We start from the raw sequence: 19,757 nt of genomic DNA, 5'->3' as shown, positions 1-19,757 counted from the left end.
GTATGGACAGCGTAAAACTCAGATCGCCTCGCGTTACCGCTACGGTCCGCGGCTGGTGGCAGGCCCCCGTCGCACTGCTGCTGGCGTTGTTGCTGCCTGCGCTTTCCGCGCTGGCCGCGCCGGTATCCATGACCGATATCGGATTCAACGCGCTGCCGGGTGGCAAGTTCGAGATCCGCATGAAGTTCGACGGCACGCCGCCCGCGCCGCAGTCCTACACGATCGACAAGCCGGCGCGCATCGCGCTCGATCTGCCGGGGGTGTCCAGCCGGCTCGCGCAGAAGAAACACACGCTCGCCTTCGACAACGCGCAGAGCGTGGTGGTCGTCGAGGCTGGCGGGCGCACACGGGTCATCGTGAACCTGGTCCAGGTAATGCCGTACGAGGCCACGGTCAGTGGTGACGAGCTGGTGGTCAGTGTCGGTGGCAATCAGCCGGCGCAGTACCTCGCGCAGAGCGGTAGCGGCGGGGAAGCGCATGCCGTACCGGCGCGCACGCAGGCGGCAGCGTCAGGCATCACCGACTTCAATTTCCGCCGTGGTGCCAATGGCGAGGGTCGCATCGAATTGCAGCTCGCCAATCCGCACACCGACGTCGATGTGCGCCTCGAGGGCAATATGATCAAGGTGTCGTTTTTCGACACGACGGTGCCGGTCGAATTGCAGCGACGCTACGACGTCGTCGACTTCGCCACGCCGGTGCAGATGGTCGACGTCGCGCAATCGGGCGCGCAGACCAATGTCGGCATCAAGGTCGGCGGCGAGTACGACTACCTGGCCTATCAGGCCGATACCACCTATGTCGTGGCAGTGAAGCCGCTGACGCGCCAGGAAGTCGAAGAGAAGAAGAAGGATTTCGAGTTCACCGGCGAGAAGCTGTCGCTGAACTTCCAGGACATCGAGGTGCGTGCGGTCCTGCAGTTGATCGCCGACTTCACCGAGCTGAACCTGGTTGCGAGCGACACGGTCGGTGGGCGCATCACGCTGCGCCTGCAGAATGTGCCGTGGGATCAGGCGCTCGATCTGATCCTCAAGACGAAGGGGCTCGACAAGCGTCGCATCGGCAACGTGCTGATGGTGGCGCCTGCGGCAGAGATCGCCGAGCGCGAGCGCCAGGAGATCGAGACCAACCGTCAGATCGAGGAACTCGCTCCGCTGCAGACCGAATTCATCCGGATCAAGTACGCGAGCGCGCAGGACCTGTTCAAGCTGTTCGGCAATCGCGGCACCAACCAGAACGTTGCCACCGGCGCATCGCAAACGCAGCAGGGTCGTGAGGGTTACCGTGACCGGCAGGGGGAAGCGAGCATCCTGTCGCCACGCGGCAAGGTGATCGTCGACGAGCGGACCAACTCGCTGATGGTCACCGAAACCGCCGAGAAGCTCGAGGAGCTGCGCCGGCTGATCAAGCTGATCGACGTGCCGATCCGCCAGGTGCTGATCGAGGCGCGGATCGTGGTCGCTTCTGCCGACTTCTCGCGCCAGCTCGGCGTGCAGTGGGGTGGCGGGGGCTTGCACCAGGGCAATCAGCACAGGGTTACTGCGGGTGGCAGCATGAAGACCCTCGATCAGCTGGATGACCCGAACCCCGAGCTCACGTTTCCGGATGCGCTGGCGGTCGACCTCGGCGTGACCGGCCAGGGAACGAGTTCGATTGCGATCGGCTTCACCAACAACAACCTGTTGCTGAACGCCGAACTCTCGGCAATGGAGGCCTCGGGCCGTGGCGAGATCGTCTCGCAGCCGAAGGTGATCACCGGCGACAAGCGCCAGGCGACGATCGAACAGGGCAAGGAGATTCCGTACCTGAAGTCGGCGGCCTCGGGTGAGACCACGGTCGAATTCAAGGACGCGGTGCTCAGGCTCGACGTGACGCCGAACATCACCCCGGACGGCCGTGTGCTGATGAAGCTGGTGATCAACCAGGACTCGATCGGCGAGCTGATCAATGGCGAGTTCGGCTCCCAGATCCCGACCATCGATACCACGGAGCTGAACACCGAGGTGCTGGTCGGCAACGGTGAGACGGTGGTGCTTGGTGGCGTGTTCAAGACCAACGAGATCACGGCCGAAACCAAGACGCCGCTGCTCGGAGACATTCCGTACATCGGCAAGCTGTTCCGCAAGGACGTGGTCCAGTCGAACAAGAACGAGACGCTGATCTTCATCACGCCGCGCATCCTCAGCGAGAAGTTGCTCGACTGATCGATCGCCCGTCGATGGCGTATCCGGGTACGGTGGTGCTCGTCGGCCCCATGGGGGCCGGCAAGAGCACCATCGGCCGTTCCCTGGCCGATGCACTCGGCGTGGGCTTTCACGATACTGACACCCTGGTCGAGGAGCGTTCGGGCGCCACGATTGCGTGGATCTTCGACGTCGAGGGCGAGCAGGGCTTCCGTGATCGCGAAACCGCGATCATCCGTGAACTGACCGGGGCGCGCTCTGCGGTGATCGCCACGGGCGGTGGTGCGGTGATGCGTGAGGAAAATCGTCGCCTGCTCGCCGCAATGGGCAGCGTGGTCTATCTGGAAACCTCGGTGCGCCAGCAGCTCGCGCGCACGCGACGCGATCGCAAGCGACCGCTGCTGCGTGCCGGCGACCGCGAGACGGTGCTGAGCGCATTGCTTGCAGTGCGCGATCCGCTGTATCGCGAGGTTGCCGATCTGGTCGTGCGCACCGACGGCCGCGGCGCCCGCTCGGTAGTGCGTGAAATACTCGAATTCCTGGGTGTGCGCGACGAGTGATGGCCGCGCTGCGCGCGCTGGCCGGTGTGCTGGTGAGGCGACGCTTTCACCGTTAAGCTGGACGCCTCCGGCGCACCGCATCGGCGCGCAGCACGATCAGGGGCGCCAGCGACACACATGCCTGCAGAAATCCTCGAAGTCGGCCTGGGCGCGCGCAGTTATCCCATCTATATCGGCTCGGGCCTGCTTGCCGACGCCACGCTGCTGTTGCGTCACGTGCCGCAGGGGCGGATCGCGCTGATCAGCAACACGACCGTCGCGCCGCTGTATCTGGAGCGTGTGCGCGCCGCGCTCGGTGAACGACTGGCGCTGGTGAAGATCCTGCCCGACGGTGAACAGCACAAGAATCTCGCGGCGCTGGCGTCGATCTGGGATGCGCTGCTCGAAGCGCGCTGCGATCGCCACACCACGCTGATCGCGCTCGGCGGTGGCGTGATCGGCGATATCACGGGTTTCGCGGCGGCGACGTATCAGCGCGGCGTGCCGTTCATGCAGTTGCCGACCACCCTGCTCGCGCAGGTGGATTCGTCCGTGGGAGGCAAGACCGGAATCAATCATGCACGTGGCAAGAACATGATCGGTGCGTTCCATCAGCCGTGCGGCGTGATTGCCGACATCGACACGCTGGCAACATTGCCTGAACGTGAACTGGCGGCCGGACTCGCCGAGGTGATCAAGTACGGACTGATCGGCGACCGCCCGTTCCTCGATTGGCAGCGCGGCGCGATGGCTGCGTTGCGAGCGCGCGACAAGGCAGCACTGGTGGAGGCGGTTCGTCGTTCGTGTGCCGCCAAGGCACGCGTCGTCGCAGCCGATGAGCGTGAGCAGGGGGCGCGCGCGCTGCTGAACTTCGGTCATACCTTCGGACACGCGATCGAGACGGCGACCGGGTACACGAGCCTGCTGCACGGCGAGGCGGTTGCGATCGGCATGGTGATGGCGAGCGAGATGTCGGCACGACTCGGCTGGATCCCGCGTGCGGATGTGGCGGCGGTGAGGGAGCTGCTGCAGGCGGCCGGCTTGCCGGTGGAGGCGCCTGCAGGACTCGATGTCGAGGAATTCCTGGCGTTGATGGCCGTCGACAAGAAGGTGGCGGCGGGCAAGCTGCGTCTGGTGCTGCTGCGTGCGCTGGGAGAAGCAGTGGTGTCGGCGGATTTCCCGTTCGAGGTGCTGGTCGGGGTGGTGAGCGACGTCGTGCGCGGCGCACGGTCCTGACACGAAGCGGCAGCATGGAAGACGCCGACTGGTACCTGCACTACGGACTCGACCGGGATCCTTTTGCCGAGGGCGGCGTGCAGGGGCTTTTCTACCCCGGCGGCGGTCGCCAGGAAATCGTTGAACAATTGCAGCACCTTGCGCGTTTTGGTGACAGCGTGCTGCTGGTCGCCGGTGCTGCCGGAGCGGGCAAGTCAGCCACGTTGGCGCATTTTGTTGCGCAGTGCGGCGCCGACACACGCTGCGCGGTGGTCGAGACGGCGCTGCTCGACGGTCCCGAGCAGTTGCTGCGCCGCGTGCTCGCCGGCTTCGGCCTGCCCATGGTCGCGGACCCGGACCTTGCGCACGGCCTGCAGCGCCTTGCGTCGTTCTGCGAACAGTGTCGCGGCGAGGGTGTGCTGTGCTGGCTGGTGTTCGACGACGCGCAGCACCTGCATGCGGATGCGCTGGCGCTGCTGGCACCACTGCTCGCGCAGACTTCGGGGCGCCTGCGCCTGATCCTTTTCGCCGAAGAGTCGTGGTCGACGACGTTGCGTGCCGCGCTGCCGGCCACGGTCATGGTTCACCTGATCGAACTCGCGCCGCTCGAGCGTGACGAATCCCACGCCTACCTGCACTACCGTCTGAAGACCGCGGGTCTGGAGTCCGAGCCACCGTTCAACGCCGCCGAGCTCGAGGATATCCATCGTCTGTCGGGCGGAATGCCGGGGCGCATCGATGCACTGGCGCGCCAGCTGCTGATCGACGAACTCGAAGTCGAGCAGCGACCGCTGGCGTCGCTGCCGCTGTGGCATCTGGGCGTGGTCGTGGTCACGCTGCTGCTTCTCGGCGGACTCTATGTCTGGAACCTGTTCGGCAAGGACGACGCGATGGCGGAACAATCGCGCAGCGGGGGTGTCCGCGAAATCACGACCGATGCAGCAGCGACCGTACGCGGGGACGCGCCCCCGATTGCAGATGTCGGTGTGAAGCAGGAGGCTGCGGCGCAGGTCGCTGCGCCGGAGTCTGCAGAGCCTGCCGGCGCCGACGTGGCGGCGTCACGGACGTCGGCACCGGCGCCAGTACCCGCTCCAGAGCCAGAACCGGAGCCAGGGCCAGAGCCGGAATCAGCGCCAACTGCACCCGTCGGCGCACCACCGCAGGCGGGTGCCGGCGCACCGCGAACGGCAGTCGCACCGGCGGTGGTCGCTGCGCCACCCGCGGCAGCGTCTGCGGACACAGACGAAGAGTACCTGCTGTCGCTCGACGGTTCGCATTACCTGCTGCAGCTCATGGCCGCCGACGATCTGCAGAAGCTGCAGCGTTTCGCAGCGCGCCAGTCGTTGCCGCTGCGCCGCTACAGCAAGCTGAGCCAGGGTCGCCGCTGGTACGCATTGGTGCATGGCGATTATCCGGACCAAGTGAGCGCGCAGCGTGCCGCCCGCGAAATCACGGCGCAGCTCGGCGGCCAGGCGCCCTGGGTGCGTCGAGTCGATGCCGTGCAGCGCGAGATTCGTGCCGGGCGTTCGCGTTGAGAGCGGATGGCGATTTGTGAGCTCCGCCGAGCATCGCTAGAATCGCGCTCCCGTTGCATCGGGAGGCCGTTGTCACGATGGCCTTTCTCCCGCAATCGCGTCCTCCAGCCAGATCGAGGTGACCATGGCAGAACTCAGGAACGATCGGCTGCTGCGCGTGCTGCGCCGCCAGCCAGTGGACCGCACGCCGGTCTGGATCATGCGCCAGGCGGGCCGCTACCTGCCGGAGTACCGCGCGACACGGGCGCACGCCGGGGGCATCGTCGAATTGTTCCGCAGTCCGGAGCTTGCGTGCGAGGTGACGCTGCAGCCACTCGAGCGCTTCGACCTCGATGCGGCGATCCTGTTTTCCGATATTCTCACCGTGCCCGACGCACTCGGCCTCGGGCTGTATTTCGAGGCGGGTGAAGGGCCGCGTTTCCATCGCCCGGTACGCAGTGCCGCCGACATTGCCGCACTGCCCGAACTCGATGCGGAGCGCGACGTCGGCTACGTGATCGACGCGGTGCGTACGATTTCGCGCGCACTCGACGGGCGCGTTCCGCTGATCGGCTTCTCGGGCAGCCCGTGGACGCTCGCGACCTATATGGTGGAAGGCGGTTCGACGCGCGATTTCGCGCGCATCAAGACGCTGGCTTTCACCGATCCGCAGTCCATGCACCGGTTGCTGGCGTTGCTGGCGCGCGCGGTCATCGCCTATCTCGATGCGCAGATCCGTGCCGGCGCGCAGGTCGTGCAACTGTTCGATACTTGGGGAGGCGTGCTCGGGCACGCGGCGTACCGCGAATTTTCACTGCAGTACATGACGCAGATCATCGCGGGCCTGCGTGCCGGAGCCGGCCGTGATGTACCGGTGATCCTGTTCACGAAGGGCGGCGGTGGCTGGATCGAGGACATCGTCGCCAGCGGTTGTGATTGCGTCGGTCTCGACTGGACCGCCGACCTTGGTGCCGCGCGCCGTCAGACCGGTGGTCGCGTTGCGCTGCAGGGCAACATGGACCCGGCGATCCTGCGCGCTCCGCCCGAGCGCATCCGTGCGGAAGTGGCTGCGCTGCTCGACTCCTACGGCCCGGGCAGCGGCCATGTGTTCAATCTCGGTCACGGCGTGACGCCGGAAATCGACCCCGAGCACGTGCGTGTGCTGGTCGAGGCGGTGCGCGAGCTTTCGCCGGCATATCACCGCTAGTCGGGCTGCCGGTCTGGACGTCACGACCATGGACGTCACGACCATTGTCTAGCGGTGGCAAGCGCTGTTAGGATCGCCCAAGGGATGAATAAACCCGGGGTGTTGAGGCGGCGCCCATCGCTGCCTTGCCGCTACCCGAGATAACAAGGCCGCCGCCTGGCAGGAACCCGGGTGGCGCATCCGAGGAGGCGTGTCGAATGTCGAAAGTTGCGGGCGCGGTGCACGGCGACACGGATCCACACGCAGAGCACTGGGAGTGGAGCGTTTGGCCCTTTGCGGTGAGCATGGGCATTCTCGCGTTGGTGTTCGCCTTCGGTTTCTGGTTCGTCTACCACCTGCCGTTGGCGGCAACCATCGCGCTCGGTGTGGGCGTGGTGCTCGTGATCGCCTCGGTGGCTGGCTGGACCAGCGAGGCAATGGGGCACGGTGAAGGCCTTTCCTACGGCGCGATGGGATGGTTCATCCTCGCGGAGGCGATGATCTTCGTCTCGTTCTTCGTGTCGTACTGGTTCATGCGGCTGCACGCACCTGACTGGCCACCGGAAAACACGCCCGTCATTTCCAAGGGCCTGCCGCTGGTGATGACGGCGGCGCTCGTGTCGTCTTCCTTCACGATCCACTACGCGGAGAGTCTGCTGCACAAGGGCGACAAGGCCGGGTTCCGCACCTGGCTGATCCTGACGATCGTGCTCGGCGCAAGCTTCCTGGGCATGTCCGGTTATGAGTGGAACCATCTCATGCACGAGGGGTTCAACATCTCCACCAACGTATTCGGTACGGCTTTCTTCTCGATCACCGGCTTCCACGGTGGCCACGTGATCGTGGGCCTGTCGATCTTCCTGGCCGGGCTGCCGTCGGCGCTGGCAGGGAATCCTTCAATCGGCTTCTGGCGTACGGCCGGGCTGTACTGGCACTTCGTCGACATCATCTGGTTCTTCGTCGTCACCCAGGTCTATTTCTGGTAGTCGTCGTCAACCTACCCAGGCACTGGTCTCACGTCATGCGCCTTCCGACTGCGTTGCTCACCCTCCTGCTGGCGGGGTTTGCCCACGCGGTCGGGACACCGCCCGAAGCCAACGTCCGCACCAGCATCGATCCCGCGATCATGAAGATCGATGAAACACGCTTTCTCGGTCAGCCGCTGGCGCGTGAAACCGCACTGCTGGGCGAGGACGGCAAGCGGTTCTTTCTGGGCGATATGCTGGGCAAGCCCCTGATTCTGGTTCTGTCCTACTACGGCTGCGACGGTTCGTGTCCGACCGTGAACCAGAACCTCGCCGGGGCGCTCGCGCAGCTCGAGCGCTTTCAATCGGGCAGCCACTACCGGGTTCTCACCGTCTCCTTCGACCCGAAGGACACCGACCTCGCGGCACGGCAGTTCGCGGACACCATGAGGGAACTCAGCCCTTCGTTACGGGCAGGGTGGCGATTCGCGGTCCTGGACGATGCGGCGCCCGACGCACAGCAGCGATTTGCCGGCACCATCGGATTCCGGTACTTCTGGTCGCGTATCGACAAGACGTTTCTGCACCCCAACGTACTGGTGTTCCTGACCCCCGAGGGACGCGTGGCGCGCTACATCTACGGCACGCAACTGGATGCCAGGACCATCGAGCTCGCCCTGATCGATGCGGACTGGGGGCGTATCAGCGGATCCGCCTCCGCCATGTTCGACATGATTACGGGGGCATGCTTCAGCTACAACTACTCCGAGGGTCGCTATCAGCCCAACTACGCACTGCTCGCGGGACTCGGGTCCCTGCTGTTCGGGCTTGGTCTGATGGGCGCAGGATTGCTCGGATACCGCAGAAAACTTGCCAGGAGACCTGCGAATGCGATCTGAATACAACGCGCCCGGATGGCGTATCCGGACGATTGCCGCGACATGGGGGGTGACGGCCACCATTCTGAGCGTGCGGGTGCTAGCGAACGAACCTGCCACTGCCACCGGCCCGATCAAGGATCCGGCCGACGGCTGGGATCGGCTCTGGCACATGGTGCTCGTGGACATTTCGGTGATCGGCATCGTCTTCGCGCTGATCATTGCCTGGTTCCTCCTCAAGTACCGCGCGAAGAAGCCGGGTCAGACCGGCACGGCCATCGGCTTGAGCGTAGCCGCCGCGGTCGGCTGGGCAGTCATCCCTGCGTTCGCCTTCCTCGCCGACGATTTCTACGTGGGCGCCAAGGGCTGGACGCTGTGGAACAAGTATCGCGACGTGCCCGCAGACCGCCTGGAGGTGAAGCTCGAATCCGGGATGTACAGTTGGGATTACACCTACGCCAACGGCGTGCACACGCAGAACGAGCTGCGCGTCCCGGCGGGCAAGCCGGTGCTCCTGCGCATGACCAGCCGAGACACCATACACAGCCACTTCATCCCGGACTTCCGCGTCAAGGAAGACTCCATGCCCGGCCGGGTGACCTATCTCTGGTTCTATCCGAAGGAACCCGGTGAGCACATCGTCACCTGCGCGGAATTCTGCGGCGTCATGCATTCGTACATGTCGGGGAAGATCATCGTCCTGCCACCGGCCGAGTTCGACGCCTGGCTCGAGCAGCAAGCCACCAGGCTGGCATCTGCTGCCACCTCGGATCCAATTCACGGAGAGCAACAGTGAGCGTCAACATCAAGGAATGGATCTTCACGACCGACCACAAGCGGGTCGGCATCCTGTACCTGATCGGGTCGATCGCCGCGTTTGCCGTGGCCGGTATCGCAGCGCTGCTGATGCGCATCGAACTCACGACGCTCGGTCCAACCATCACGGCGGATCCTACGACCTACAACGTGTGGCTCTACACGCACGGGGCCGTGATGATCCTCGGTTTCCAGATCCCGGCACTGACCGGCTTCTTCGCCAACTACTGCATCCCGCTGATGATCGGTGCGAAGGACGTGGCCTTCCCGCGGATCAATGCGCTTTCGGTCTGGCTGTTCTACCTGGGCGTGATCCTCGCTCTCTTCACTTTCCTGGTGCCGGACCCGCCGGACATCATGTGGACCGCTTATCCGCCCTACTCGACGATCACAACCGGAAACACGGCGCTCTATACCTTCACCGTGCTGGTGCTGGGCTTCGCCTCGATACTGGGCGGCGTGAACTTTCTCACCACGGTGGCTTTCATGCGCGCCCCCGGTCTGAAGTGGAGCAACCTGAACATCTTCGTCTGGTGTACGCTCGGTGCCTTCGTGCTGCAGCTCATCTTCGTGCCGGTTCTGGGGTCGGCCGTCACGCTGATCACCTTCGACAAGTACCTTGGCACGCACTTCTTCGATCCCTCGCAGGGCGGTGATGTCCTGATCTACCAGAACCTGTTCTGGTTTTATTCGCACCCGGCGGTATACGTGATCTTCCTGCCCTACATCGGCGTGGTGTTCGAGATTGTTGCGACCTTCGCGAAGAACCGCGTGTTCAACCACAAGGTCGCGATCTGGGGCGGTGTCGTCGGCGTCGTGCTCGTCTCGGGCGAGGTCTGGGTCCACCACCTGTACGTCTCGGGCATGGCCGACTGGCTTCGCATCGGCCAGATGATCACCACCCTCATGATCTCGGTCCCGGTCGGTCTGCTCGTGATCAGTCTGGCGGGTACCCTCTACAAGGGCGCCATTACCTTCGAGACGCCGATGCTCTACGCACTGGGGGTGCTGTTCCTGTTCCTCATCGGCGGCCTGACGGGGATTCCGCTGGCGGTCACATCGCTGACGGTGCACCTGTCGGAGACGTACTACGTGGTCGGCCATTTCCACTACGTGATGGCGGTGGCCGGCACGTTCGCGATTTTCGGCGGCGTGTTCTACTGGTTTCCCAAGATCACCGGGCGTATGTACAACGAGTTCTGGGGCAAACTCGGTTTCTGGACCACGTTCATCGGCGTGAACATGGTCTTCTGGATCATGATGGACGTTGGCGTCCGGTATGGCATGCCACGCCGCTATTACGACTATTCGCAATTTCCGCAGGTTGAGCCGGCGCAGCACTGGATGACCGTCGGCGCGGCGATCCTCGGTCTCGGTTTCGTGATCTCGGTCCTCAACTGGCTCGTCAGTGCAGCAAAGGGCCCGAAGGCATCCGACAATCCCTGGGGGTCGAAGTCCCTCGAGTGGACCACGGTTTCACCGCCCCCGCACGGCAACTGGCCCAAGCCGCCCACGGTGACGGAGGACTGGACGCCGTATTCGTACGAACGGCATTGATGTTCGTGGCGAGCGGGAACCCCGTTGGCGTCGGCGCACGCGGCTCCGGTCCGCAGCGGCGCCTGGTGGTCGCGGGGCTCGTCGTCGCGATCGGCGGGGCGGTACTCGTGCGCAGTGCACTGCGTCGCCGCGAGACATCCAGTCCAGCGGGTCCGCAGGCAACGGTGCTTTCCGCGACGGTCGTCGACGACACCCATCCCGTGCCCGAGTTTCGCCTGAGCGGAACGCAGGGCGACGTCACGCGACAGACGCTCGAGGGGCAATGGACATTCGTTTTTTTTGGTTATACGTATTGCCCTGACGTATGTCCGACGACGCTGGGAGTGATGAAAAAGGTTCGTTCCGGGTTGAATCGGGACGAGCAGCCGCGGGTGCTGTTCGTCTCGGTGGACCCGGCACGGGACTCCCTCGATCTGCTGAAGGACTACGTGTCCGCGTTCGATCCGACATTCATCGCAGCCACTGGCTCCGACGAGGCGCTGGCACCGTTGCTGAAGCACTTCGGCGCGATGTTCCAGCGCAACAATGGATCCGCGGACCAGGGCCATTACACGGTCGATCACACGGCGGCGATCTTCCTGGTCGATCCGCAGGCCAGGCTGAAGGCAGTCTTTTCCCCGCCGTTCATGCCGCAGACCATGCTCGCCGACTTGCGTCGGTTGACGCGCCGGGACGTGTCCGATCGTGCGACCGGGCCGGGCCGGGTGGGGAATTAGCCACGTGAACGAACGATACACAAGGAGAACAGCCATGCGTTTTCTGGTTGCAGCGGGGATAACTGTTGCGGTCGCGATATCCGGGACATCGCCCGTCCTTGCCGCAGGAAATGTGGAAGCGGGCAGGACCAAGGCGGCGGCGTGCATGGCTTGTCATGGACCCGATGGCAACAGCCTGGTCGCGGCCTGGCCGAAGCTTGCCGGTCAGTTGCCGCTGTACATCGAGAAGCAGTTGCACGACTTCAAGACGGGGCGGCGCAAGAACGATCAGATGAGTCCGATGGCGCAGCCCCTCAGCGACCAGGACATCGAAGACCTGGCGGCGTTTTTCTCCGCGCAGCCGGTCTCGCAGGGTGCGAGTGCGAACCAGGACCGTCTCGCGGCAGGCAAGAAGCTCTACTTCGAGGGCAAGGGACGCCCCGAGGTGGTTCCCGCCTGCACCGGTTGCCATGGCCCCGCGGGTGGCGGTAAAGCGGACTGGGCTGCCACCATGACACTGCCACCGACTACGCTGGCACCTGCGATCGGCTCGCAACACGCGGCTTACGTTGCGGCGCAACTGCAGGCCTATCGCACGAAAACACGCGACAACGACCTGGCGCACGTGATGCGCGATGTTGCAGGGCGGCTAACGGACGACGACATCAGCGCAGTCGCCGAATACGTGGCCACGCTGAGCCGGTAGTCCGGGCACCACTTACGGCTGTGTGGGGTTGCCGGCCAGTGCCTGGTTCATTTCGAGCGCCGGTTGCTCGCTGCAGGGGCGGCCGACCACCTTCGCCGGAACCCCGGCCACGGTGGTGTGCGCCGGCACTTCGGTGAGCACCACGCTGCCCGCGCACACCTGGGCGCCGTCGCCGATGCGGATGTTGCCGAGGATCCCCGCGCCGGGGCCGATCAGCACGCCCGAACCGACCTTGGGGTGACGGTCGCCGCCGACCTTGCCGGTGCCGCCGAGCGTGACCGCCTGCATGATCGAGACGTCATCGCCGACCACGGCGGTTTCGCCGATCACGACGCCGGTCGCGTGGTCGAGCAGGATGCCGCAACCGATGCGGGCCGCCGGGTGGATGTCGACTCCGAACTCGCAGGAAATGCGGTGCTGCAGGAACAGCGCCAGCGCACGGCGCCCGGCGCACCACAGCCAGTGCGCGACGCGGTACGACTCGAGCGCGTGGAATCCCTTGAAGAAAAGGAATGCGACCGCGTGATCCGGACACGCCGAGTCGCGCTGCTGCACGGCACGCAGGTCGCAGCGGATCGCGTGTCCTATGGACGGGTCGCTCGCAAACGCCTGTTCGATCACTTCGCGTACCAGCAGCGCGGGGGCAGCCGGGTTCCCGAGTTTCTGCGCGAGGTGGAAGCTGAGTGCGGCCTCCAGCCTGTCGTGATTGAGGATCGTCGCATGCAGGAAGCTGGCGAGCACCGGTTCGTCACGAGCCTCGCGCGCTGCCGCTGCACGGATCGAGTGCCAGACATGATCTGGTTCGCTGGAGGCGGCTACGGGCGGTACGGGCATCGAAGTCTCCGGTCGGCGTCGACGAAAGGCTGACAGCTTAGTCGAGCAGCAGGGAGCGATGCGAGGAGAGGGTGACGCGGGGAGAGGGTGACGCGGGGAGAGGGCGACGCCGGGGAGAGGGCGACCGCCGGTCGCCCCTACGGGTGATGGCATGGAGCCAGCGGGTGGGATTGCTGCGGATGCATTCCTGGATATGCCGGCGTTTCGCGTCGTCGCGGATGACGCGTCCCCAGTAATTGGACACCATGCCTTTTCGCCGGTGTTCTCCTCCATTCGTCGATGCGCCAGGTGGAGGCGGGCTTGAAGCCGGCGACCACGGCGCCGAGGGATCGCGGGCGTATCGAGGCGGCAACTGGCGATCGAGGCGGCAACTGGCGATCGGGGCGTAGGGGCGAGCGGCCAAATCGTACGGGCGAGCGGCCAAATTGTACGGGCGAGCGGCCAAATCGTGCGGGCGAGCGGCCAAATCGTACGGGCGAGCAGCCAAATTGTACGGGCGAGCGGCCGCTCGCCCCTACGGGTATGGGTGCCGCAGCCGCTCACGGCGAGTGCCGCCAGGCGTGTAATCTGCGGGATCGAGTCTGCAGGGGGAGTACGCATGCGCCGGGATCACAGGCCTTATCGGGTGAAGCGCGTTTATCTGGTCTTTCGCGCCTGGTACGCCGAACATTTTCTGCGACCTTGTTTCGATTCTCTCGGCGACGGTGGTACCTACATGAAGCCATGGTTCGTGCACGTCGCGGGCCCGAACGTCTCGCTCGGTCACTGCGCAACGCTGATCGGTGAGGTCGACCGGCGCGTGCGCATCGCGGTGTGGGGGCGTGGTCCCGGGAAGGGTCGGATCCGCATCGGCGACTACGCACTGATCACGCCAGGCGTGCGCATCAGCGCGAGTGATTCGATCGAGATCGGTGACAATTGCATGATCGCCAGCGGTGCCTACATCACCGATTCCGACTGGCACGGCATCTACGATCGCATCGAGCGCAATCCGGAACCCGCACCGATACGCATCGGCAACAATGTGTGGATCGGCGACGGCGCCACGGTGCTGAAAGGGGTGACGATCGGTGACAACAGCATCGTCGGTGCCGGTGCGGTGGTCGCGCGCGACGTGCCTGCCAACGTGGTGGTCGCAGGCAACCCGGCGCGAGTGGTAAGGCAACTCGATCCGGGCGGACCGTTCGTGACACGGGCCGACTTCTATGCGGATCCGGCTTCGTACGTTGCCGAATCCGATCGGCTGGACCGTGAATTTCTTGCCGGCAACACCCTGTTCGGCTGGCTGCGCGCGCTGCTGTTCCCGAATCGCAACGACTGAACTCCATCACAGCGCGCGTGCCAGGCACCACGCCTCGACGCGCGCCGCGCCCGCTTCCAGCAGCGTGGCCGCAAGGGCGTCGGCAGTGGTGCCGGTGGTGATCACATCGTCGATGATCGCGACGCGCAATCCGGCACAGGGTTCGGCATGGAAGGCGGTGGCAAGGTTGCGCCGGCGTGCGCCGGCATCGAGTGACTTCTGGTCTTCGGTGCGTCGAACGCGTGCAGCCAGTGCAGGAAGCATCGGCAGTACGAGTTCGCGTGCAAGCACGCGCGCGATGCGCTCGGACTGGTTGAAACCGCGTTCGGCAAGGCGTGTCCGGTGCAGCGGCACCGGCACCAGCACGGTGCCGGCGTAGTGGCCGGGATCGGATGCAGCGATGCGCCGCGCCAGCAAGTGCGCCAGTACGCGTCCGGCGGCGAGATCTCCGTGGAACTTGAAGCGCGCAATCAGTTCCCGTGCCGGATACTCGTAACGCAGCGCGGCGACGCAGGCACTGAACCGGGGCGGTTGGCGCTGGCAGTGGCCGCATGGTGCAAGGTGCGCGCTGCCGAGCGGCATCGCGCAGAGCGGGCACCCATCCTCGTGCAGCGGCAATTCGGCAGCGCACGGCGCACACAGATCGAGTTCACCCCGCAGCGCCGCACCGCAGAGCACGCAACACGCAGGCAACAAGGGCTTGAACTTGTAAACCATCGGAATCCATTCCGGTTGACAAGTATTGTGGTGGGGCCGAGACTGCCAGCCCCCTTTCATCCTGCTCGCAACTGTCGGGGTTCCGCATGCCCAATGCAAGTGCCGTTCGTCACGACTGGACGCGTGCCGAGATCGAAGCGCTGTTCGCGCTGCCGTTTCCCGAACTGCTGTTCCGTGCCCACACGGTGCATCGGGCCCACTTCGATCCCTGCGAGGTACAGGTCAGCACGCTGCTGTCGATCAAGACCGGCGCCTGCCCGGAAGACTGCAAGTACTGCCCGCAGAGCACGCGTTACGACACCGGGCTGGAGCCGGAGAAGCTGCTCGAAGTCGAGCGCGTGATCGAGGCTGCACGTGCCGCCCGTGAGGGTGGCGCGACGCGCTTCTGCATGGGAGCGGCGTGGCGTTCGCCGAAGGATCGTGACCTCGGTGTGCTGGTGGCGATGATCCGCGGCGTGAAGGCGCTCGGGATGGAAACCTGCATGACGCTCGGCATGCTCGATGCCGGGCAGGCCGACGCGCTCGCCGAGGCGGGGCTGGACTACTACAACCACAACCTCGATACCTCGCCCGAGTATTACGGCGAGATCGTCTCGACGCGGACCTTCCAGCAGCGGCTGGATACGCTGGCGCTTGTGCGCGCGGCGGGCATGAAGGTGTGTGCCGGTGGCATCGTCGGCATGGGCGAGGGGCGCGAGGATCGCGCCGGCCTGCTGCTCGCGCTGGCCAACCTGCCCGAGCATCCGCAGAGCGTGCCGGTGAACCTGCTGGTGCGCGTAGCGGGCACTCCGCTCGCGGAGCAGCCAGACCTCGATCCATTCGAGTTCGTGCGCACGATCGCCGTGGCGCGCATCCTGATGCCGGCGTCGCACGTGCGGCTGTCGGCCGGTCGTGAAGGCATGAGCGATGAGTCGCAGGCACTGGCTTTCTTTGCCGGTGCAAACTCGATTTTCCGTGGTGAGCGACTGCTCACTACCGCCAATGCGCCCTGTCGGCGTGATGCGGTGTTGTTCGAGCGCCTGGGGCTGCGCGCCGAGGTCCATGTGCCCGCTCCTGCCGTCGGGGCCACAGCGCCTGTTCCAGTGCCGGAGCTGTTCTACGACGCGGCCAGCGCCTGAGCCGGCTGCGCTGCGGTGGCGCGCACGTACGCCGATCTTGCCGAGCGGCTGGCTGCGCGCGAGGCAGCGGGGCTCTACCGTCGCCGGCGGGTGGTCGACGTCGCCACCGCGCCGCTGGTGCGCGTCGACGGTCGCGAACTGCTGGCGTTCTGCAGCAACGACTACCTCGGCCTGGCGAACGATCCGCGCGTCATCGCCGCGTTCTGCGAAGGCGCCCGCCGCTACGGCGTCGGCAGTGGTGCCTCGCATCTGGTCTGCGGACACACCCCGGCGCACCATGCGCTCGAAGAGGAACTCGCCCGCTTTACCGGTCGTGAACGCGCCCTGCTGTTCGGCAGCGGCTACGCCGCCAACCTCGGCGTGGCTGCCGCGCTGCTCGCACGCGGCGACGTGGCGCTGCAGGACCGGCTCAATCATGCTTCCTTGCTCGACGGCGCGCTGTTGAGCGGTGCGCGTCCGCAGCGCTTCCGGCACAACGACGTCGAGGACCTCGAGCGGCGGCTGGCGCGCGTGCAGGGCGCGCGCCGTGTGTTCGTCGCCGTCGACGGCGTGTTCAGCATGGACGGGGACGAGGCGCCACTGGCGTCGCTTGCCGCGGCGTGCACACGCCATGGAGCGCTGCTCTGTGTGGATGACGCGCACGGTTTCGGTGTGCTCGGCGAGCGGGGCGCCGGTTCGCTGGAAAAGCACGCTGTAGGCGCCGCCGAAGTGCCGTTGCTGATGGCCACTCTCGGCAAGGCGCTCGGCGTGGCGGGTGCCTTCGTCGCCGGCAGTGCGCAGCTCATTGAAACGCTGATCCAGTTCGCGCGTACCTATATCTACACCACCGCGATGCCGCCCGCACTGGCGTGCGCCGTCACTGAAAGCCTGCGTATCGTTGCGGACGAGCCGTGGCGGCGTGTGCACCTGCAGCGCCTGGTGGAGCGCTTTCGCGCCGGTGCCGGTGCGCTTGGGCTGTCGCTGCTGCCGTCGGCGAGCGCGATCCAGCCGCTGCTGGTGGGTGCTGCAGGCGATGCGCTGCGCATCGCCGATCGTCTGGATGCCGACGGCCTGCTGGTACCGGCGATCCGCCCGCCCACGGTGCCGCAGGGGCAGGCGCGCCTGCGCGTGACGCTGAGCGCGGCGCACAGCGAAGCGCAGGTCGATCGACTGCTCGACGCACTGGCCCGGGCGGGACTGGCGTGAATTCCGGTGTTTCGCCGTGCCCGCGTGTGGTGCTGTTGCACGGCTGGGGCAGCAGCGCTGCGGTATTCACGGATCTTGCGCACCGGCTGGGCGAATTGGCCGAGGTCGAGGTGCTCGAACTGCCGGCGCACGGCATGTGCCATGGCGAATCCTTCGCGCGTGATGCCGGGCGGTTGCTCGATTGGCTGCAGGCGCGGATTCCCGCCGGTTCCGTGCTGGTCGGCTGGTCGCTCGGCGGCACGCTGGGTTTGCAGCTCGCGTTGCGTGAGCCGCACCATCTCGCGGGGTTGGTGACGATCGCCACCAGCCCCTGCTTCCTGCGCAACGCGGATTGGCCACTCGGCATGGAAGGTGCGAGCTGGGAAGCGTTTCGCGCTGGTCTCGCACGCGATCCCGCAGCACAGCTCGCCCGCTTCGTGGCGCTGCAGGCACACGGCGACCGCCGGGCGCGCGAAGTCGCGCACGCGCTGCGCGTTGCCGCCACGCCGGCGTCGGCGTCTGCCGACGAGCTGCAGGTGGCGCTGGACGCGCTCGCCGCTCCCGATCTGCGCACACACCTGGCGACGCTGCCAACGCCGGTACTGCATGTGCTCGGCGAGCGGGATGCAATTGTCGATGTGCGCCTCGCAGATGAATACCTGCGCCTGCAGCCGCAGGCGAGCGTGTGGGTCGTGCCCGGTGCAGCGCATGCGCCGTTCCTGAGTGCTGCGCAGGCGCTGACGATGCGGATCGGGGATTTCATTGTCGCCCGCATCGGCTCGCGGCAGCCGGCTGCGGCGCGCAAGCGCGATATCGCGGCTTCGTTCGGGCGCGCGGCGCCGGGCTACGAGGCGGCTGCCTCGCTGCAGCGCGAGACGGGTGCAGCGCTGCTCGCGATGCTGGCGCCGGCTGCAGCGCGGCGGGTGCTCGACCTCGGTTGCGGGACGGGGCATTTCGCCGTGCAGCTCGCTGCGCGTTACGCGGATGCTGCGATAGTCGCGGTCGATATCGCCGAGGGCATGCTGCGCCACGCACGCACGGGCGCGCCCGATCACCGTATCGAATGGGTGTGTGGCGATGCCGAACAGTTGCCGCTGGCGCCCGCCAGCATCGGGCTGGTGTTCTCGAACCTTGCACTGCAGTGGTGCGCGAATCCGCTGCCGGCCTTCGCCGAGATCGCACGCGTGCTCGCGCCCGGCGGACAGGCGGCAATCGCGACGCTTGCCGACGACACGCTGTGGGAGCTGCGTGCTGCCTGGCGCGCGGTGGACGACGGAATTCACGTGAACCGTTTCGAGACGGTGTCGTCACTCGTCGCGGCTGCATGCGCGGCGGGATTGCGCGTGCGTGCGCTGGCGCAGCGCCAGCACCGGCCGGCGTACGCCGATGTGCGTGCGCTGGCGCACGAGCTGCGCACGCTGGGTGCGCACAATCTGAACGCCGGACGCGCCGCCGGACTTGCCGGACGTGACACCTGGCAACGCCTGCAGGATGCGTACGCGGCGCTCGCGAATCCCGACGGATCCCTGCCTGCCACCTGGCGAGTCATCCACCTGGTGCTGGAGAGGGCCGATGACTGAGCGGGTGTTCGTCACCGGCACCGATACCGGGGTCGGCAAGTCGCTGGTTGCTGCCGCGCTGCTGGTCGCCGCCGGCTCGCGCGGGATGCGAACGATCGGATTGAAGCCACTCGCCGCAGGCGCGCGGCGCACCGTGCACGGACTGCGCAACGACGACGCGGAGCTGCTGCAGCGCACGATGAACCAGGCGCTGCCGTACCACGAAGTGAATCCGGTGGCGCTCGAGCCGGCGATTGCACCGCACCTCGCGCTCGCCGCTGCTGGTGTGCGACTGACGGCGCGTGAACTGCATGCACGCTGCGAACCCGCGTTGCAGCGCGCGTGCGATTTCGTGGTCGTGGAGGGTGCCGGTGGCTGGCGGGTTCCGCTCGCCGACAACGAGACGCTGGCCGATCTGGCACGTCTGCTTGGCTTCCCGGTGGTGCTCGTGGTCGGGATCCGGCTCGGCTGCCTGAACCATGCGTTGCTCAGCGCTGCGGCGATCCGCGCCGATGGCCTGCGGCTTGCCGGGTGGGTTGCCAACGTGATCGACCCGCGCATGCCGTACATCGAAGACAATGTTGCCACGCTGGATGCGTTGCTCGGCGCGCCGCGCCTGGGGTTGATCCCGTGGCAGGCGGGGATCACGGCCGAACTTGTGGCACCGCGACTCGACCTGAGTCCGTTGCTGCGGGATCGTGCCTGATGTCGAGTCGTTCACGACGCCGCCATCGCGTCGTGTGTAGACTATGCTCGACCGTGATGGATCCGCGGGCGCTTCGAGTTTCGGCATGGAGCCGGGGCTCGCGCT

18 protein-coding genes are annotated in these 19,757 nt (G+C 66.0%); 16 read left to right on the top strand and 2 right to left on the bottom strand.

All coding sequences use genetic code 11. From position 1 onward, the window contains the following. Positions 1-2 precede the first annotated feature (2 nt). The 11 genes from H7A12_15560 to H7A12_15510 all read left to right on the top strand — a co-directional run bounded on the left by H7A12_15560 (position 3) and on the right by H7A12_15510 (position 12,254). The gene (locus tag H7A12_15560; protein ID MCP5322200.1) at positions 3-2,204 is read left to right on the top strand and encodes a type IV pilus secretin PilQ; all 2,202 of its coding nucleotides are present in this window, start codon (positions 3-5) and stop codon (positions 2,202-2,204) included. Positions 2,205-2,218: 14 nt separating this feature from the next. Further along, positions 2,219-2,743 (top strand): shikimate kinase AroK, encoded by a 525-nt coding sequence (gene aroK, locus H7A12_15555; protein MCP5322199.1) that lies wholly within the window; start codon positions 2,219-2,221, stop codon positions 2,741-2,743. Positions 2,744-2,860: 117 nt separating this feature from the next. Then, positions 2,861-3,958: a 3-dehydroquinate synthase gene (gene aroB, locus H7A12_15550; GenBank protein MCP5322198.1), complete on the top strand. Its 1,098-nt coding sequence runs from the start codon at positions 2,861-2,863 to the stop codon at positions 3,956-3,958. A gap of 14 nt (positions 3,959-3,972) precedes the next feature. Then, a complete protein-coding gene (locus H7A12_15545) occupies positions 3,973-5,472 on the top strand; it encodes an AAA family ATPase (GenBank protein ID MCP5322197.1) in 1,500 nt (499 codons plus the stop codon). 124 nt (positions 5,473-5,596) lie between these two features. Further along, entirely contained in the window at positions 5,597-6,658 is a 1,062-nt protein-coding gene (gene hemE, locus H7A12_15540; protein MCP5322196.1) for a uroporphyrinogen decarboxylase, read from the top strand. A gap of 197 nt (positions 6,659-6,855) precedes the next feature. Then, entirely contained in the window at positions 6,856-7,623 is a 768-nt protein-coding gene (locus tag H7A12_15535; protein ID MCP5322195.1) for a heme-copper oxidase subunit III, read from the top strand. Between the two features lie 35 nt (positions 7,624-7,658). After that, positions 7,659-8,501, top strand: a complete 843-nt coding sequence (locus tag H7A12_15530; GenBank protein MCP5322194.1) for an SCO family protein — start codon at positions 7,659-7,661, stop codon at positions 8,499-8,501. Next, complete coding sequence (gene coxB / locus H7A12_15525; protein ID MCP5322193.1) at positions 8,491-9,276, top strand: cytochrome c oxidase subunit II; 786 nt, start codon at positions 8,491-8,493, stop codon at positions 9,274-9,276. Before H7A12_15530 ends, coxB begins: the two co-directional genes overlap by 11 nt. Continuing rightward, positions 9,273-10,853, top strand: a complete 1,581-nt coding sequence (locus H7A12_15520; protein MCP5322192.1) for a cbb3-type cytochrome c oxidase subunit I — start codon at positions 9,273-9,275, stop codon at positions 10,851-10,853. The genes coxB and H7A12_15520 overlap by 4 nt, the downstream gene beginning before the upstream one ends. Beyond that, positions 10,853-11,569 carry an SCO family protein gene (locus H7A12_15515; GenBank protein ID MCP5322191.1) on the top strand — a complete coding sequence of 239 codons (717 nt, stop codon included), beginning with the start codon at positions 10,853-10,855 and terminating at the stop codon, positions 11,567-11,569. The genes H7A12_15520 and H7A12_15515 overlap by 1 nt, the downstream gene beginning before the upstream one ends. 34 nt (positions 11,570-11,603) lie before the next feature. Further along, on the top strand, positions 11,604-12,254 hold the full coding sequence (locus tag H7A12_15510; protein ID MCP5322190.1) for a cytochrome c4: 651 nt from the start codon (positions 11,604-11,606) through the stop codon (positions 12,252-12,254). Between the two features lie 12 nt (positions 12,255-12,266). Here H7A12_15510 and cysE read toward each other — a convergent pair whose 3' ends face one another. Beyond that, positions 12,267-13,088: a serine O-acetyltransferase gene (cysE, locus tag H7A12_15505; GenBank protein ID MCP5322189.1), complete on the bottom strand. Its 822-nt coding sequence runs from the start codon at positions 13,086-13,088 to the stop codon at positions 12,267-12,269. A 598-nt stretch (positions 13,089-13,686) separates the two neighbouring features. Here cysE and H7A12_15500 point away from each other — a divergent pair. After that, the gene (locus H7A12_15500; protein ID MCP5322188.1) at positions 13,687-14,409 is read left to right on the top strand and encodes an acyltransferase; all 723 of its coding nucleotides are present in this window, start codon (positions 13,687-13,689) and stop codon (positions 14,407-14,409) included. Between the two features lie 6 nt (positions 14,410-14,415). Here H7A12_15500 and H7A12_15495 read toward each other — a convergent pair whose 3' ends face one another. Beyond that, positions 14,416-15,105: a ComF family protein gene (locus tag H7A12_15495; GenBank protein MCP5322187.1), complete on the bottom strand. Its 690-nt coding sequence runs from the start codon at positions 15,103-15,105 to the stop codon at positions 14,416-14,418. 86 nt (positions 15,106-15,191) lie between these two features. Between H7A12_15495 and bioB the strand changes: the two genes are divergently transcribed. From bioB to bioD, 4 genes are read left to right on the top strand one after another with little or no spacing between them, the layout of a single operon-like run. Next, positions 15,192-16,223, top strand: coding sequence for a biotin synthase BioB (gene bioB, locus H7A12_15490; GenBank protein ID MCP5322186.1), 1,032 nt, complete (start codon positions 15,192-15,194; stop codon positions 16,221-16,223). Between the two features lie 15 nt (positions 16,224-16,238). After that, positions 16,239-17,408 (top strand): 8-amino-7-oxononanoate synthase, encoded by a 1,170-nt coding sequence (gene bioF / locus H7A12_15485; protein ID MCP5322185.1) that lies wholly within the window; start codon positions 16,239-16,241, stop codon positions 17,406-17,408. Beyond that, positions 17,405-18,967, top strand: coding sequence for a malonyl-ACP O-methyltransferase BioC (gene bioC / locus H7A12_15480; protein ID MCP5322184.1), 1,563 nt, complete (start codon positions 17,405-17,407; stop codon positions 18,965-18,967). Before bioF ends, bioC begins: the two co-directional genes overlap by 4 nt. Further along, complete coding sequence (gene bioD, locus H7A12_15475) at positions 18,960-19,652, top strand: dethiobiotin synthase (protein ID MCP5322183.1); 693 nt, start codon at positions 18,960-18,962, stop codon at positions 19,650-19,652. Before bioC ends, bioD begins: the two co-directional genes overlap by 8 nt. Positions 19,653-19,757: the final 105 nt, after the last annotated feature.

This window comes from Pseudomonadales bacterium (assembly GCA_024234165.1).
Lineage (GTDB): Bacteria > Pseudomonadota > Gammaproteobacteria > Pseudomonadales > UBA5518 > UBA5518.
Note: the sequence above shows the minus strand (reverse complement) of the source record. Positions and strands in the feature narration are given on the sequence as shown.

Bases quoted from the DNA above. Each gene is read 5' to 3' on its own strand.
- H7A12_15560 (MCP5322200.1), top strand. From the start codon at position 3: ATGGACAGCGTAAAACTCAGATCGCCTCGCGTTACCGCTACGGTCCGC.
- aroK (MCP5322199.1), top strand. From the start codon at position 2,219: ATGGCGTATCCGGGTACGGTGGTGCTCGTCGGCCCCATGGGGGCCGGC.
- aroB (MCP5322198.1), top strand. From the start codon at position 2,861: ATGCCTGCAGAAATCCTCGAAGTCGGCCTGGGCGCGCGCAGTTATCCC.
- H7A12_15545 (MCP5322197.1), top strand. From the start codon at position 3,973: ATGGAAGACGCCGACTGGTACCTGCACTACGGACTCGACCGGGATCCT.
- hemE (MCP5322196.1), top strand. From the start codon at position 5,597: ATGGCAGAACTCAGGAACGATCGGCTGCTGCGCGTGCTGCGCCGCCAG.
- H7A12_15535 (MCP5322195.1), top strand. From the start codon at position 6,856: ATGTCGAAAGTTGCGGGCGCGGTGCACGGCGACACGGATCCACACGCA.
- H7A12_15530 (MCP5322194.1), top strand. From the start codon at position 7,659: ATGCGCCTTCCGACTGCGTTGCTCACCCTCCTGCTGGCGGGGTTTGCC.
- coxB (MCP5322193.1), top strand. From the start codon at position 8,491: ATGCGATCTGAATACAACGCGCCCGGATGGCGTATCCGGACGATTGCC.
- H7A12_15515 (MCP5322191.1), top strand. From the start codon at position 10,853: ATGTTCGTGGCGAGCGGGAACCCCGTTGGCGTCGGCGCACGCGGCTCC.
- H7A12_15510 (MCP5322190.1), top strand. From the start codon at position 11,604: ATGCGTTTTCTGGTTGCAGCGGGGATAACTGTTGCGGTCGCGATATCC.
- cysE (MCP5322189.1), bottom strand. From the start codon at position 13,088: ATGCCCGTACCGCCCGTAGCCGCCTCCAGCGAACCAGATCATGTCTGG.
- H7A12_15500 (MCP5322188.1), top strand. From the start codon at position 13,687: ATGCGCCGGGATCACAGGCCTTATCGGGTGAAGCGCGTTTATCTGGTC.
- H7A12_15495 (MCP5322187.1), bottom strand. From the start codon at position 15,105: ATGGTTTACAAGTTCAAGCCCTTGTTGCCTGCGTGTTGCGTGCTCTGC.
- bioB (MCP5322186.1), top strand. From the start codon at position 15,192: ATGCCCAATGCAAGTGCCGTTCGTCACGACTGGACGCGTGCCGAGATC.
- bioD (MCP5322183.1), top strand. From the start codon at position 18,960: ATGACTGAGCGGGTGTTCGTCACCGGCACCGATACCGGGGTCGGCAAG.